General features: G+C 62.9%; 12 protein-coding genes and 1 pseudogene. 4 read left to right on the forward strand and 9 right to left on the reverse strand.

What is annotated here, in order from left to right; all coding sequences use genetic code 11:
- The 9 genes from USDA257_RS28770 to USDA257_RS28810 all read right to left on the reverse strand — a co-directional run bounded on the left by USDA257_RS28770 (position 1) and on the right by USDA257_RS28810 (position 10,733).
- On the reverse strand, positions 1 to 732 hold the full coding sequence (locus tag USDA257_RS28770; RefSeq protein ID WP_014766513.1) for a nucleotidyltransferase family protein: 732 nt from the start codon (positions 730 to 732) through the stop codon (positions 1 to 3).
- A gap of 9 nt (positions 733 to 741) precedes the next feature.
- Positions 742 to 2,253 (reverse strand): bifunctional tRNA (adenosine(37)-N6)-threonylcarbamoyltransferase complex ATPase subunit type 1 TsaE/phosphotransferase, encoded by a 1,512-nt coding sequence (locus USDA257_RS28775; protein ID WP_014766514.1) that lies wholly within the window; start codon positions 2,251 to 2,253, stop codon positions 742 to 744.
- Positions 2,254 to 4,737, reverse strand: coding sequence for a PAS domain-containing sensor histidine kinase (locus tag USDA257_RS28780; protein ID WP_014766515.1), 2,484 nt, complete (start codon positions 4,735 to 4,737; stop codon positions 2,254 to 2,256).
- Between the two features lie 292 nt (positions 4,738 to 5,029).
- Positions 5,030 to 6,430, reverse strand: coding sequence for an adenosylhomocysteinase (gene ahcY, locus USDA257_RS28785; RefSeq protein ID WP_041414801.1), 1,401 nt, complete (start codon positions 6,428 to 6,430; stop codon positions 5,030 to 5,032).
- Positions 6,431 to 6,620: 190 nt separating this feature from the next.
- Entirely contained in the window at positions 6,621 to 6,914 is a 294-nt protein-coding gene (locus tag USDA257_RS28790) for an HPr family phosphocarrier protein (protein ID WP_014766517.1), read from the reverse strand.
- Positions 6,911 to 7,312, reverse strand: coding sequence for a PTS sugar transporter subunit IIA (locus tag USDA257_RS28795; RefSeq protein WP_014766518.1), 402 nt, complete (start codon positions 7,310 to 7,312; stop codon positions 6,911 to 6,913). The genes USDA257_RS28790 and USDA257_RS28795 overlap by 4 nt, the downstream gene beginning before the upstream one ends.
- A gap of 155 nt (positions 7,313 to 7,467) precedes the next feature.
- Positions 7,468 to 7,890, reverse strand: a complete 423-nt coding sequence (locus USDA257_RS28800; RefSeq protein ID WP_048657525.1) for an HPr kinase/phosphorylase — start codon at positions 7,888 to 7,890, stop codon at positions 7,468 to 7,470.
- A gap of 29 nt (positions 7,891 to 7,919) precedes the next feature.
- The gene (locus tag USDA257_RS28805) at positions 7,920 to 9,653 is read right to left on the reverse strand and encodes a stimulus-sensing domain-containing protein (RefSeq protein WP_215811796.1); all 1,734 of its coding nucleotides are present in this window, start codon (positions 9,651 to 9,653) and stop codon (positions 7,920 to 7,922) included.
- A gap of 354 nt (positions 9,654 to 10,007) precedes the next feature.
- Positions 10,008 to 10,733 carry a response regulator transcription factor gene (locus USDA257_RS28810; protein ID WP_014766522.1) on the reverse strand — a complete coding sequence of 242 codons (726 nt, stop codon included), beginning with the start codon at positions 10,731 to 10,733 and terminating at the stop codon, positions 10,008 to 10,010.
- Positions 10,734 to 11,070: 337 nt separating this feature from the next.
- Between USDA257_RS28810 and USDA257_RS28815 the strand changes: the two genes are divergently transcribed.
- The 4 genes and pseudogenes from USDA257_RS28815 to USDA257_RS28830 all read left to right on the forward strand — a co-directional run bounded on the left by USDA257_RS28815 (position 11,071) and on the right by USDA257_RS28830 (position 14,591).
- Positions 11,071 to 12,681 carry a phosphoenolpyruvate carboxykinase gene (locus USDA257_RS28815; protein WP_014766524.1) on the forward strand — a complete coding sequence of 537 codons (1,611 nt, stop codon included), beginning with the start codon at positions 11,071 to 11,073 and terminating at the stop codon, positions 12,679 to 12,681.
- 166 nt (positions 12,682 to 12,847) lie between these two features.
- The gene (gene arfB / locus USDA257_RS28820) at positions 12,848 to 13,282 is read left to right on the forward strand and encodes an alternative ribosome rescue aminoacyl-tRNA hydrolase ArfB (protein WP_014766525.1); all 435 of its coding nucleotides are present in this window, start codon (positions 12,848 to 12,850) and stop codon (positions 13,280 to 13,282) included.
- Positions 13,283 to 13,375: 93 nt separating this feature from the next.
- A pseudogene (gene lysM, locus USDA257_RS28825) lies at positions 13,376 to 13,848 on the forward strand (peptidoglycan-binding protein LysM).
- Between the two features lie 131 nt (positions 13,849 to 13,979).
- Positions 13,980 to 14,591 carry an alpha-ketoglutarate-dependent dioxygenase AlkB gene (locus tag USDA257_RS28830; RefSeq protein WP_014766526.1) on the forward strand — a complete coding sequence of 204 codons (612 nt, stop codon included), beginning with the start codon at positions 13,980 to 13,982 and terminating at the stop codon, positions 14,589 to 14,591.
- The last annotated feature ends 97 nt before the right edge of the window (positions 14,592 to 14,688 follow it).

Here is a 14,688-nt window from a genome sequence, read left to right on the forward strand (position 1 = left end):
CTAGCCTCCCGGCTCGAACCGCCGGACCACAGCTTCGGCCTCGTCGATCGCCTCCGGCGTGCCGACGGTCATCCATTGGCCTTGCAGCATCAGACCGAACAGCCTTTCCCTGGCGATCGCCCGATCGAAATAGACGTTGAGATTGAACGCGTCACTGGGCGCATCGGCGAAAAGCCGCGAGTCCATGGCGATCGCGCCGGCATAGACGACGGGATTTTCCATGTCTTCTTCATAGCGCGTCAGCCGCCCGCTTCTGGACAGCGAAAAATCCTTCTTGCCGTTGTGACCGGTCGTGTCCTCCAGGCGCACGCAGAGCAAAGCCATGTCCATGCGCTCGGGATCGAAGAATTCGGCGAGCCTCCGCAGATTGCAGGGTTGCTCAGCCTCCTCGCCGACCCAGAAGAGATCAGCATTCATCACCAGGACCGGCCCGTTGTCGAGAAGCTTCAGTCCCTTGGCGAGTCCGCCGCCGGAATTCATCAGCGCATCCCGCTCGTCCGAAATCAGGATCCGCGGCGTTTCGCGCCGGCTGAGATGAGCTTCCATCTGGTCGGCGAAATGATGGACGTTCACCGCCGCCTTGGTCACGCCGGCAGCCGCGAGCAGGTCCAGGACATAATCGATCATCGGCTTGCCGGCGATCCGGACGAGCGGTTTCGGCAGAGTGTTGGTGATCGGCCGCAGGCGGATGCCCAGTCCGGCTGCGAGCACCATGGCATTGGTGATAGGCATGATTTCCCGTCAGTTTGCTGATTCGCTAACCAGGATTCCAGCCTTAATGCACCATTCGCGCAAGGGTGTCAGCACTTCATGCGTCAATGCATGCTGCAGATAGGCGAAGGTTCGTGGCATGTGCTTCATATAGCCGGGCTTGCCGTCGCGCTGCATCAGCCGCACCCAGATGCCGGCCAGTTTGCAATTGCGTTGCGCCGCCATCAGGTGCCAGTCGCGCAGGAAGGCCGCCTCATCGAAGCCGCCCTGCGCCTTGCGCTCGGCCACATAGGCGCCCAGCAGCCGTTCCGCCAGCCTGCGATCGATTGTCACGCGCGCATCCTGCACGAGCGCGGCGACGTCGTAAGCCGTTGGCCCGATCATCGCATCCTGGAAGTCGATGATGCCGATCCGCTCGAGTCCAAGGCGATCGGGGCGCCAGAGGATGTTGGGCGAATGGAAGTCACGCAGCAGCAGGTTCTTTTCGCCTGAGCCGAGAATGTCGATCAATTCGTCCCAGATCGCGAAATAGTCGCTTCGCTCCGTGTCGGAGGCAGGCAGCCCTCGCTTCCATGGCAGGTACCAGTCGATCAAGAGGCTCGTCTCGATCTTGATTGCCGTGCGGTCGAAATCGGGAATGTGATGAACGATGCCGTCGGCGATCGCGATGTCACGCTCGGCCGTCTCGGCATGAAGTCGGCCAAGCAGCCGTACGGCCTCGATATAGCGCTCCGCAACGGGCCGGCCTTCGGCGTCGATGATTCCCTCCGAGCCCAGGTCCTCGATGAGCAGCAGCCCTTTGCCGAGATCGCGCGCATAGATCGCCGGCGCCGCAAAGCCGCGCTTGCGCAGGAGCTCGGAAATGGCGACGAAGGGGATGACGTCCTCGGCAAGATGGGCGAGCTGCTGGTAGTATTTGCCATCCTGGAGGATGGGGCCGGGCTTGTGCTTCGCCGCGTCCATGAGGATTTTCGCCGGCTCACCGTCGGCCGAATGGATGCGCTCATAAGCCCGCACCGAGGCGTCGCCGCTCAGGTGCCGGCGACGCGCGTCCGCATGACCGGCATCGGACAGAAAAGCGCGGATGGCGAGCGAGCGGGCAATCCGCTCGAGGGCCGCGTCGGGCCCCATAATGCGCACACGACGCCCTTCGCTCTCATGTGTGAAGCTCAGTGTGATGCGTTGGGCGGGCAGCGCTTCCTCGGCCTTCTCCGGCCATTCGACGAGACAGATGCCTTCCGACAGGGCCTCGTCAAAACCGAGCTCGTCGAGCTCCGAAGCGTCGGCGAGGCGGTAAAGATCGAAATGCGCGACCGGGATCCGAAGATCGTAGGCCTGTACCAGGGTGAAGGTGGGGCTTGGCACCTCCAGCGAATCGTCGTCGGCCATCGCCCGCAGAAAAGCGCGCGCGATGGTCGATTTCCCCGCCCCGAGATCGCCCGAAAGCCCGACGCAGTCGCCCTTCTTCAAGGCCAGCGCCAGGTCTTCGCCCAGTTCGATCGTCGCGGCTTCATCCTTCAGCAGGCGTTCGAGAGACTTCATCTATTCCGCCGCGATGATCTTCGGCATGTCGGCGGAAGGGATGCGGCAGGTGACTTCCGTGCCTTCGCCTTCCTTGCTGCGGATCGCTACGGTGCCGTGATGCAGGCTGACAAAACTCTCGACGATCGACAGGCCGAGACCCGCGCCGCCGCTCTGGCCGTAGCTCTCGAAGCGGTTGAACACGGTGTTCAGCACGTCCTGCGGGATGCCCGGTCCCGTATCGGTGACCGAGAAGACGAAATCGCTGCCTTCACGCCGGCATTGGAGGTCGATCGTGCTGCCGTCGGGCGCGAAATTGGCGGCATTGGTCAAGAGCTTGATGAAGACCTGCTTCAGCCGCTGCTGGTCGGCGGTGATGCGCCCGAGATTGTCGGGCGCGTCGATCCTCAGCGAGACGCCGCTCTCGGTCAGCCTGTCGGCCATCTGCTGCGCCACGTCGTCGAGCAGGTCCAAGAGGTTCACCTCGGACATGTCGAGTTCGACGATGCCAGCATCGACGGTTGCAAGGTCGAGGATATCGTTGACGATCGTCAGCAGGAGCGAGGAGGAGGTGGCGATGTGGTCGACATATTCCGCCTGGCGCTCGTTGAGATCGCCGAAGGCCGGCGTCTTCAAGAGATCGGCAAAGCCGATGATGTTGGTCAGCGGCGAGCGCAGCTCGTAGGAGACGTGATGGACGAAATCGTTCTTCAGCGCATCCGCCTTGCGCAAGGCCTCGTTCTTTTCCGTCAGCGCTCGCTCGACGCGCACGCTGTCGGTGATGTTGACGAACGTCAGCATCGTCTGGGCGTTGGGCAGCGGAATGACGGCATAGTCGAGGATCAGTCCGGTGCGCAGCTCCAGGATGCCGCGGCTCGACGGCCGCTCGTCGTCGAAGCTGGTGATGATATGGGCGAAGCGCTTCCAGCCGTCCGGCTGGTCGTATGAGGCGAGGCACGCCTGCTCGACGGCACGGATATGGGTGCCGGGCTTGGCCTCCGCCTCGCTGATGCCCCAGATCGCCCGGAAGGCCGGATTGGATAGCCGCATGCGGCCGTCGGGCCCGAAGACGGCGACGCCCTCGGCTAGGTGATCGATCGTTTCGCCCTGAACCTGCACGAGCGTGTTGTAGCGGGTTTCGAGATCGACCTTTTCGGTCAGGTTCTCGAAGACCCAGGTCACGCCGCCCTGTGGCCGTGCCGTCGCGAAAACGCGCAGGGTCTGCCCGTTGGGCAGGTGCCAGAGGTCGGACTGCGTATCGAGGGCCTGGTAGACCGACAGCGCGTTTGTCTTCCATTGCTTCCAGTTGAGCTGTTCCGGCAGCTTGCCGCCGGCTCTCAGCCGATCGAGCACTTCGCCGTTGTCGGGCTTGCGCTCCAGGAACCCCATGTCCAGCTCCCAGAGCCGCTGGAAGGCCTGGTTGTAGAATTGCAGGCGCTGATTGCCGTCGAAGATCGCGACGGGCGTCGCCAGGTGGTCGAGCGTTTCGGCATGGCTCTTCAGCGTGCGCGCCAGTTCCTCGCGCACCGATTCGATGCCGGAAATGTCGATGGCCATGCCCGCCGAGCCGGTGGGGGTGCGGGCGTCGACGACGTCGAAGAAGGTGCGGTTGCCCTTGACGACGGTCGAAAGCTTGTCGCGGTACGGCGTTTCGAAGGTCGAGACGGAGCGGATCTTTTCGCGCGCCGTAGTCGCCAGCAATTCGCGTCCCTCGGTCGCGGCCACAGCCGGGCTACGCGCATCGACCGCCTCCGCATAGGCCTCGTTGACCCATTCGAGCTTGCCGTCGGCGCCGCGCTGCCAGACCGGAAGGTCGACCGCGTCGAGAAGTGTGCGGAATGTCGAGAGCGAGGAATGCAACTGGTGACGCTCGAGCTTCAGTTCGGCCAGTTCGGCGCGCAGATTGTTGAGCGCGATGAAGCGCACGAAGGCTCGCCCGCCGGATACGCGTCCCTGCGCTTCCAGCACCTCGTTGCGCTGTGTTTCGAGCACCAGGTCGAAACTTTGCGCCTGGGCGCGCAAGGCCTCGATCGCCTTCTCGAGCTGGCCCGCCGATTGCGGCTTGATCCAGCGCCCGAAGGCAAGAAAATCCCGGTCGTCCTGCGGAGCGCCGGTCTCGACGGGAAGCTGCCCGAGGAATTCCGGGCGTTCGGCCAGTCCGTCCCAGACGACAATCCGGCGGTTCTTGTCGGCAATGAGCGCCTGGAAACGGGAGATCCGCTGGTTCGCATCCGAAAGGTCCGAGCGCAAGGCACGATTTTCCGCTTCGATATTGCCGCGCTGGCGGATGAGCCAGATCGCCGAAAGCATCGCTGCGGAGATGACGCCGATGAGCACGGAAAAGGTGACGACTTCGGAGGTGCCGAAAATCGATCTGGCGACCGGCGCGGAGGCCTGGGCGGCTGCGTCCGTTGCCGCCAAAAGCGCCGTGCCGGCGAACAACCGCCGCACCAGCCGGGAAGCCTTGCGGCCATCGCCGAAAAAGCTGAATCGTTCTCTTCTCATGGCGCCGTCCCCGTTGATCCGCAAAGTTCCGCCGACCTTGCGTCGCCATGCTCGAAACCCTCGAGGAGGGTTTGCGTCCGTTCCGATTGCATCCCCGGTCTGTCTCCGTCTGTTTGCCGCTTTCCGACAAGACATCCCCGCCCGTAACGCCTCAGGCCCCTCCGGCGTCACGAATCAATGACTTAACCATACTTCTTTGACGATTCACCGGAAAGTGCGCCGCCCAAAAAAGCGGCCGCGATCTCTTGTCAAGATCGCGGCCACAAGATGTTGTGGATTGCCCGGGTAAGGATTAGTACCGGTAGTGTTCGGCCTTGAACGGGCCCTGCGGCTTCACGCCGATATAGTCGGCCTGCTCTTCCGAAAGCTCGGTCAATCTGGCGCCGAGCTTGGCGAGATGCAGGCGAGCGACCTTCTCGTCGAGCTGCTTCGGCAGAATGTAGACCTCGTTGTTGTAGTTTTCGCCCTTGGTGAAGAGCTCGATTTGCGCCAGCACCTGGTTGGAGAAGGAGGCCGACATGACGAAGGACGGGTGACCGGTGGCGTTGCCGAGGTTCAACAGGCGGCCTTCCGAAAGCAGGATCAGCCGGTTGCCCTTCGGGAACTCGATCAGGTCCACCTGCGGCTTGACGTTCGTCCACTTCAGGTTCCTGAGCGCGGAGACCTGAATCTCGTTGTCGAAGTGGCCGATATTGCCGACGATCGCCATGTCCTTCATCTCGCGCATATGCTCGATGCGGATGACGTCCTTGTTGCCGGTGGTGGTGATGAAGATGTCGGCGGACGACACGACGTCCTCGAGCTGCACCACTTCGTAACCGTCCATGGCGGCCTGCAGCGCGCAGATCGGATCGATTTCGGTGACCTTGACGCGGGCGCCGGCGCCCTGCAGCGAGGCGGCCGACCCCTTGCCGACGTCGCCATAGCCGCAGACCACGGCGACCTTGCCGGCCATCATCACGTCGGTACCGCGGCGGATGCCGTCGACGAGCGACTCCTTGCAGCCGTACTTGTTGTCGAACTTCGACTTGGTGACGCTGTCGTTGACGTTGATTGCCGGGAAGGGCAGCAGGCTCTTGGCCTGGAGCTGGTACAGGCGGTTGACGCCGGTGGTCGTCTCTTCGGTCACGCCCTTGATGGCGTCGCGCTGCTTGGTGAACCAGCCCGGCGAGGCGGCAAGCCGCTTCTTGATCTGGGCGAAGAGGATTTCTTCTTCTTCCGAACCGGGATTCGAAAGCACGTTCTCGCCGGCTTCGGCGCGGGCGCCGAGCAGGATGTACATGGTGGCGTCGCCGCCATCATCGAGGATCATGTTGGAGAAGCCGCCATCGGTCCACTGGAAGATCTTGTCCGTATAGGCCCAGTATTCTTCGAGGGTTTCGCCCTTGACGGCGAAGACCGGCACGCCGCTTGCAGCGATCGCCGCTGCCGCATGGTCCTGCGTGGAGAAGATGTTGCAGGACGCCCAGCGGACATCCGCGCCAAGCGCAACCAGGGTCTCGATCAGCACGGCGGTCTGGATGGTCATGTGCAGCGAGCCGGTGATGCGTGCGCCCTTCAGCGGCTTCGAAGCGCCGAATTCCTCACGGCAGGCCATCAGGCCCGGCATTTCCGTTTCGGCAATGGTAATTTCCTTGCGCCCGAAATCGGCAAGCCCGATGTCGGCGACAATATAGTCCTGAGTTGCGGTCATGGAGTTCTCCAGGCTGATCTTGGGGCGCGTCGGTCCTACAGAGTCCGGCGGCATGACGATGCCTCCCGCGCGTCACGTTCGGGAGAGTGGGCTCGGTCTATCAGGAATCGTCGGGCAGGGCAACCGTCATATAAAGAGGTCTTTATATGTTTATATTACCGTGCCGGAGAGCGGGACGGCCAGCAGGGGATCACATTTCCTCGCCGAACTTGTCGCGCACCAGCGCATCCAACGCGTTCAAGGCCTCTTCGGCCTGATTGCCGCTGGCGGCCACGAAGACCGTGCAGCCGGTGCTGGCGGCCAGCATCATCAGTCCCATGATGGATGTTCCGCCGACGGTCATTCCGTCTTTCGATACGGTGATCTCGGCGTCGTAGGCCTCGACCGTCTGCACGAATTTCGCCGAGGCCCGCGCATGCAGGCCGCGCTTGTTGATGATGAGCAGCTCGCGCGTCAGCGCCGTGTCGGGCAGGTGGTCCATCATTTTCCGCTCAGGACGCGGCTGGCGACATTGATGTATTTGCGGCCCGCCTCGGAAGCCTCGACAAGGGCCTTGTCCATGTCGCTCTCGCCCCGGACGCCGGCGAGCTTGATCAGCATCGGCAGGTTGACGCCGGCGATCACCTCGACGATGCCGCTGCGCATCACGGAAATGGCGAGATTGGAAGGTGTGCCGCCGAACATGTCGGTCAGGATGATGACACCGTTTCCTTCGTCGGCACTTTCGACGGCGTCGATGATATCCTGACGCCGCTGGTCCATGTCGTCCTCGGGGCCGATGCACACCGTCTCGATAGCTTTTTGCGGACCGACGACATGTTCCAATGCATGCCGAAACTCATCCGCCAGCTTGCCATGGGTGACAAGCACAAGTCCGATCATGGGTATCTTTGCTCCAACTGCAGTGCAATTCGTCGATGGTCAGATATCGCAATGCAGCAATTTCGTCCACCTGTTGGGGCGGCCATCTTGGCAAGGAAAAGCTGAAGTGCAAGCCAAAAATGCCGAAAAAGCAGTCGCCCTGCCTTTCGACAAGGCTAAAGGCCTAGTTTTTCCGGCAGCAATGCGGTGAGCGCATCGACCGGCGAAAGCAGAGTTTCAACGGGAAGGCGCAGCATCGGCAAGCTTCGCCCGATCTCAAGTTGCAGTTCCTCTTGCTCCGGGGGAAGGCGCGGATCGAAAGGCGCGCGGACCGGCAGGATCGCCCAGTCGAGGACACAGGCAGGCAGGGTGTCGACTTCCGCTATGCCGCTGCCGCGGATTTCGATCAGGCCGCGGATCGCCGCAGGGCAGCGCGCCACGATCCGCTCGTTCGCGAGCGTCAGGTCGACGCGGTCGTCAGCAACGAGCGCCGCGAAGCGCCCGCGGCGTCGTAGTTCTGCAATGCAGGCGAGCGCCAGAGCCGATTTCCCCGATCCGGAAGGGCCGGTGACCAGAAAGCCGGTCGTGCCGAGCACCATGGCGGTGCCGTGGATGTTGCAGTGCGTGCTCACGTGTGCGGCTCGGCGGGAAGGGAAAGGATGAAGCGGGCACCGGTTACCTCACCGCCCTTGCCGACGATGTTTTCCGCCTTCAGTGTGCCGCCGTGGGCTTCGGCGATCTGGCGCGAAATCGACAGGCCGAGGCCGGAATTCTGGCCGAAATCCTCGGCCTCCGGCCGGTCCGTGTAGAAACGCTCGAAAATCCGGTCAATGTCTTCCGCCTGAATGCCGGGACCGTTGTCCTCGACATAGACGAGGCAGCGCGACCGCGAACGGGTCAGGCGCAGGATGATCCGGCCGTTCGGTTCCGGCACGAAGGAGCGAGCGTTCTCTATGAGGTTGGTGATGATCTGCCCAATGCGCAGGTCGTAGCCGCTGACGATGAAGTTCGCCTTCGGATTGTCCTTGCGATCGACGACGAAGTCGAGCAGCACGGGCTTCTTCTTGCCGCGAATCTGCCGCGAGATGTCGATCATATCGCCGAGAAGTTTTTCCAGGTCGATCTTCTTCGCGTCGCTGCGCGCCAGTTCGGCATCGAGCCGCGAGGCGTCGGAAATGTCGCTGATCAGCCGGTCGAGGCGCCGGACATCGTGCTGGATGATGTCGAGCAGCCGCTTCTTCGACTCCTCCGTGCGCGCCAGCGGCAGGGTCTCGACGGCGCTCCTGAGCGAGGTGAGCGGATTCTTGAGCTCGTGGCTGACATCGGCGGCGAAGTTCTCGATCGCGGCGATGCGATCGTAAAGCGCCGTCGTCATTTCCCGGAGCGCCACCGAAAGGTTGCCGATCTCGTCCTGGCGGGAGGAGAAGTCCGGGATTTCCTCGCGCTCCTTGGCGCCGCCGCGACGCACCCGGATGGCGGCTGCCGACAGTCGCCGCAACGGATTGGCGATCGTCGACGACAGGAGCAGCGAGAGAATGACATTGACGAGCGCCGCCACGCCGAAGACGCGGATGATTGCCAGACGTTCGGCATGGACGATCTTGTCGATGTCGCCCGCCTGGGTGGAAAGCAGCAGGACGCCGAGCACCGCGCGAAAGCGCTGCACTGGCACCGCCACGGACACGATCAGCTCGCCCTTCTCTGTGACCCGCACCACCGCGCCGCGTACGCCGGTCAGCGCGTTCATCACCTCCGGATAGATCGAGCCGTTGCCGCCCGGCGGCTCTTTGTAGAGCGGCAGGTCACGCGGCTGCAGCAGGCGGTTGAACCAGGCGCTGATCTTATCGGAAACGCTCGACGTCTCCGGATCGACCGGCGGAAGATCGAAGCGGAGCACCTGGCCGCCGCTATAGAGATGGCGCGAGTCGAGCAGAAGGTCGGCATCGGCGTCGAACAGGCGAGCCCGCGTGCGTGTCGGCGAGATTAGCCTTCTGAGGACGGGCGCGACTCGTTCTTGGATGATCGGGAATTCCAGATCCTCGTCGCTCGGCAGCGGGGTTATGCTCTCGCCGGCCTGCAGCTCGAGCAGCTTTTGCGGGTCGATGGTGATCGAGTTGGTGTCGACCGACGCCGAGGCGGAGATGGCTCCGGCGATGATTTCGCCTTGGGTCAGCAGGCTTTCCACGCGGGCGTCGATGAGGCCCTCGCGGAACTGGTTCAGGTACATGATCCCGCCGACCAGAACGACGAGCGCGACGAGGTTGAAGAAGACGATGCGCCGCGTCAGGCTGGAGAAGACGGCGTTGCCGAACAGCCGCCGGATCAGCGTAAAGGGATGCGCCCATCGGCGCCTTCCACGCAGCGCCGATGACCGCCCGTCCGAATCTTCGATCTCGCCCTGCAAGACTTCTACCAAGTCTTCCGCTCCCACGACGAATATTCGCCGCCCTTTTTGTTTGCGTATCAGCCCCGGGCCGGCCTGCCGCTCTTGCGCCCAAGCCATCCTTCGGCGCCGCCGAATCCGCGATCGGAGCACCGAAGGGTCGGGCTTGAGGTCAAGCGTATTGCGGCGCTTTCGCCGAAGCCGGCGCTATCTGGCGGAATCGATCGCCGCTATCATCATGACTGCTCACCAGTCGCGAGCTGCGATCCCGTTCGGTGGCCGCGTCGGTTTTCAATGAGCCACAATCGGTGCGAAGGCAAGCCCCGCGTGGCCTCAGGCGGACTCGCGGAAGCGATAGCCGACGCCATAGAGCGTCTCGATCATATCGAAGTCGCAGTCGACCATCTTGAACTTCTTGCGAAGCCGCTTGATGTGGCTGTCGATCGTCCGGTCGTCGACATAGACCTGTTCGTCATAGGCGGCATCCATCAGCGCGTCGCGGCTTTTCACGACGCCGGGCCGCTGCGCCAACGAATGCAGGATGAGAAATTCGGTGACGGTGAGTGTGACCGGTTCGCTCTTCCAGGTGCAGGTGTGGCGCTCCTGGTCCATGACCAGCTGTCCGCGCTCCAGCGAGCGGGACGGCGCGTCGGCGCTCTTGGCAAGGCCAACGACTCCGGCCGCGGCGGCGTCGCGGGCCGGTGCGCGGCGCAGGATCGCCTTGACGCGCTCGACCAGGAGCCGCTGCGAGAACGGCTTCGTGATGAAATCGTCCGCCCCCATCTTCAGGCCGAAGAGCTCGTCGATCTCCTCGTCCTTGGAGGTCAGGAAGATCACCGGCAGATCGGATTTCTGCCGGAGCCGCCGCAACAGCTCCATGCCGTCCATGCGCGGCATCTTGATGTCGAAGATCGCCAGGTGCGGCGGGCGCGCCACCAGGCCCTCGAGCGCGGAGGCGCCATCGGTATAGGTTTCGACCTTGTAGCCCTCGGCTTCCAGCGCGATGGATACCGATGTCAGGATGTTACGGTCGTCATCGACAAGCGCGATGGTCTGCATCGTGTTTCAACTCCGTCTTTATGGGTCCGGCGCCGGGATCCGCTCTTGGCAGCGGCGGCAAACCGCGAGTCACGGTTGCGTTACTTGAGTATAAAGGTGGAACAAATTGTGGCGAAGCGAAAAAAGCGCCCTATCGCAGGCGGGTCGGAGCGCCTGCTACGGTTGGGCTCCTCCAGGGAGCGATTCAACCGATTAAAAAATCCATATTTTTCTTTAAATCGATTAATATACTGATATCATTACTCTTTTAGGATTAACTACCTTGTTTTCAGCAAACCGACCCGGTATGTTCCAATGAAATTCAACGCCATTGGCCAGAGACGAAGGAAGCTTGACCATGGAGCAACTCGGCAACCGCAACCCCTCGAACGGATTGGAAACGATCGGTTTTTCCGACCTCTCGGTCGTTCGCTACAACTTCGAGGCAGCGGAGCTTTATGAGGAAGCCCTTCGCCGCGGCGAGGCGCAATTGACGGCCCATGGTGCGCTTTGCGCCCGCACCGGCCAGCACACCGGCCGCTCGCCCAAGGACAAGTATGTCGTGCGTGATTCGGCCACGGCCGATCAGATCTGGTGGGACAACAATAGCGCGATCTCGCCCGAAAACTTCGAGCGTCTTCGCCAGGATATGCTGGCGCACGCCAAGGGCATGTCGCTCTATGTGCAGGATCTCGTCGGCGGCGCCGACGAGGAGAATGCGTTGCCGACGCGGGTCGTCACCGAATTCGCTTGGCATTCACTGTTCATCCGCAATCTCCTGATCCGTCCGCCGCGCGAGGCACTGGCGACCTTCCTGCCGAAGCTGACGATCATCGACCTGCCGAGCTTCAAGGCCGATCCCGAGCGCCACGGCTGCCGCAGCGAGACCGTCATCGCCTGCGACCTGACCAGGGGTCTCGTGCTCATCGGCGGCACGTCCTATGCAGGCGAGATGAAGAAATCGGTCTTCACCGTGCTCAACTACCTGCTGCCGAAGAAGGCCGTCATGCCGATGCACTGCTCAGCGAATGTCGGCCCGGCCGGCGACACGGCCATCTTCTTCGGCCTTTCCGGCACCGGCAAGACGACACTCTCCGCCGATCCGAACCGCACCCTGATCGGCGACGACGAACATGGCTGGGGCCACCAGGGCGTCTTCAATTTCGAAGGCGGCTGCTACGCCAAGGCAATCCGCCTGTCGGAAGCGGCCGAGCCGGAGATTTTCGCGACGACACGCCGCTTCGGTACCGTCATGGAAAACGTCGTCCTCGACGAACGGCGCGCGCCCGACTTCGACAATGGCTCGCTGACGGAAAACACCCGTATCGCCTATCCGCTCGATTTCATTCCGAATGCCAGCGAGACCGGCACGGCGCCGCAGCCGCGCACCATCATCATGCTGACGGCGGATGCCTTCGGCGTCCTGCCGCCGATCGCCAAGCTGACGCCGGAACAGGCCATGTACCACTTCCTGTCCGGTTATACCGCCAAGGTCGCCGGGACGGAGAAGGGCGTGACGGAACCGGAGGCGACCTTCTCGACCTGCTTCGGCGCACCGTTCATGCCGCGCCATCCCTCGGAATACGGCAACCTTCTCAAGGATCTGATCGCCAAGAACGGCGTCACCTGCTGGCTCGTCAATACCGGCTGGACCGGCGGCGCCTACGGCACCGGCAGCCGCATGCCGATCAAGGTAACGCGCGCGCTTCTCTCGGCGGCGCTCGACGGATCGCTGAACAGCGCCTCGTTCCGCACCGATGCGAATTTCGGCTTCGCGGTGCCGGTCTCGGTGCCGGGCGTGGATGACCGCATTCTCGACCCGCGCTCCACCTGGTCGGACGGCGTGGCCTATGACGCCCAGGCGCGGCGGCTGGTCGAAATGTTCATCGCCAACTTCGCCAAGTTCGAGAGCCATGTCGACGGCAGCGTGCGCGATGCCGCTCCGGGGACCCGGTTGGCCGCCGAATAACATCGCAGGCCATGATTCACGTGAAACCCGGTCCTCACGGCCGGGTTTTCGCGTTTTATCTTGAGGTCGTTCTCAATCGCGCAACTCTGTGCGATAGAACGGTCTCTATCCAAAGTGCTACAGCGTCACGCGTCTGGTCAGACGCGTGACGCTGTAGGGGGCGAACATGGCAAGCGAACCGCTTTACATCAACGAAAACATCGTGATCGCCGGCTGGGAGCTGACGGAGCAGTTCGTGCTGGCCGGCGGTCCGGGCGGCCAGAATGTCAACAAGGTGTCGACCGCCGTCCAGCTCTTCTTCGATATCCAGGCCTCACCGTCGCTCCCGGACCGCGTCAAGGCCAGTGCCCTGAAGCTTGCCGGCAGACGGGCCTCCAAGGACGGCGTGCTGATGATCGAGGCCAGCCGTTTCCGCAGCCAGGACCGCAACCGCGAAGACGCCCGCGAGCGGCTGAAGGAACTGATCCTGAAGGCGGCCGAACCGCCGCCGCCGCCGCGCAGGAAGACGAAGCCGTCGCGCGGTTCGATCGAGCGGCGGCTGAAGGAGAAGTCCGGCCGCGGCGAGATCAAGAAGCTGCGCGGACGCCCCGCCGGCGATTGAGGTACGGGCGTGCCCTGAATCTTTCCGGACTGCCCTTGTCTTCATGGAAACCGTCCTCTCTTACCGGCAGCATACCCGTAGAAGGAGGCGACCATGGGTCTGTTCAGCTTCATCAAGAGCGCCGGCAAGAAGCTCGGTATCGGCGACGATGATAGCCCGCCGGATGCGGCGACCGTCGAGAAGGAACTCGCGTCTCACGATCTCGGCACCAAGGACGTCAAGGTCGAAGTCGTCGACGACAAGGTGGTCCTCAAGGGTGTCGTCAAGGACCAGTCGATTTTCGAGAAGGCTGTCGTCGCCGTCGGCAATACGCTCGGCATATCGGCGGTCGAAGCCTTCGAACTGCAGGTCGCCGCTGGCGGCGCGGCGCCGGCGGCGGCAAAGGCTCCGGTTTTGCATACCGTGAAAAAGGGCGACAACCTCTGGAGATCGCCGAGGTACACTGCGGCAAGGGCAAGGGCGCCAAACACACGGTGATCTTCGAGGCCAACCAGCCGATGCTCACCCATCCGGACAAGCTCTATCCCGGCCGAGTGCTGCGCCTCCCGGAGCTCGATGCCGGCTGAGCGAAGGCGATATTCGGGTCGCATTCGGCTCCAATGAGCGCTACATCCCAGTCGTCGGGGCCCCTTGAGCGGCAGTTTCGCCTCCCGCGGAAAGAGGTCGGTGATCGTCATCGAACGACAGGGTGCTGGCAATGCAGGTGCTGCCGAAGGGCGTAAGGCATATTCCCGGTTTTCTCGACCGCTCGCGTCAGGAAGAGCTTGTCGAGGCCATCCGCCATGTGGTCGCCACGGCGCCGCTCTACGTGCCGGAAATGCCGAAGACCGGCAAGCCGATGTCGGTGCGCATGACCAATTGCGGATCGCTCGGCTGGATCACCGATCGCGAGCGCGGCTATCGCTACCAACCGGAACATCCGGTCACCAGCAAGCCGTGGCCGCCGATTCCCGATGTCCTCATCGACATCTGGTGGGCGGTTTCGGCAAGCGACAAGCGACCCGAGGCGTGTCTCGTCAATTTCTATTCCGCCGACGCCCGGATGGGATTGCACCAGGACCGGGACGAGCGCGACCTGGAAACGGCCGTCGTGTCGATTTCGCTCGGCGATACCTGCCTCTTCCGCGTCGGCGGCCGGACGCGCGGCGGGCGGACCATGTCGTTCAGGCTCGAAAGCGGCGATGTCGTCGTGCTCGGCGGCGAGGGGCGGCTCGCCTTTCACGGCGTCGACCGGATTTATCCGAACACCTCGACGCTCTTGAAGAACGGCGGGCGGGTCAATCTGACGCTACGGAGGGTCAATCCGTAGAGCTTCGATAAGACCCCTCCCCAACTCTCTCCACAAGGGGGAAGGAGCTTCAATGTTCGCTGCGACCGCCTGCCGCTTCCGACCGTCGGAAAGGCCG

The organism is Sinorhizobium fredii USDA 257 (assembly GCF_000265205.3).
GTDB classification, from domain to species: domain Bacteria; phylum Pseudomonadota; class Alphaproteobacteria; order Rhizobiales; family Rhizobiaceae; genus Sinorhizobium; species Sinorhizobium fredii_B.

Coding starts and splice junctions, on each gene's coding strand:
- USDA257_RS28770 (WP_014766513.1), bottom strand. CDS start 732: ATGCCTATCACCAATGCCATGGTGCTCGCAGCCGGACTGGGCATCCGC.
- USDA257_RS28775 (WP_014766514.1), bottom strand. CDS start 2,253: ATGAAGTCTCTCGAACGCCTGCTGAAGGATGAAGCCGCGACGATCGAA.
- USDA257_RS28780 (WP_014766515.1), bottom strand. CDS start 4,737: ATGAGAAGAGAACGATTCAGCTTTTTCGGCGATGGCCGCAAGGCTTCC.
- ahcY (WP_041414801.1), bottom strand. CDS start 6,430: ATGACCGCAACTCAGGACTATATTGTCGCCGACATCGGGCTTGCCGAT.
- USDA257_RS28790 (WP_014766517.1), bottom strand. CDS start 6,914: ATGATGGACCACCTGCCCGACACGGCGCTGACGCGCGAGCTGCTCATC.
- USDA257_RS28795 (WP_014766518.1), bottom strand. CDS start 7,312: ATGATCGGACTTGTGCTTGTCACCCATGGCAAGCTGGCGGATGAGTTT.
- USDA257_RS28800 (WP_048657525.1), bottom strand. CDS start 7,890: ATGGTGCTCGGCACGACCGGCTTTCTGGTCACCGGCCCTTCCGGATCG.
- USDA257_RS28810 (WP_014766522.1), bottom strand. CDS start 10,733: ATGCAGACCATCGCGCTTGTCGATGACGACCGTAACATCCTGACATCG.
- USDA257_RS28815 (WP_014766524.1), top strand. CDS start 11,071: ATGGAGCAACTCGGCAACCGCAACCCCTCGAACGGATTGGAAACGATC.
- arfB (WP_014766525.1), top strand. CDS start 12,848: ATGGCAAGCGAACCGCTTTACATCAACGAAAACATCGTGATCGCCGGC.
- USDA257_RS28830 (WP_014766526.1), top strand. CDS start 13,980: ATGCAGGTGCTGCCGAAGGGCGTAAGGCATATTCCCGGTTTTCTCGAC.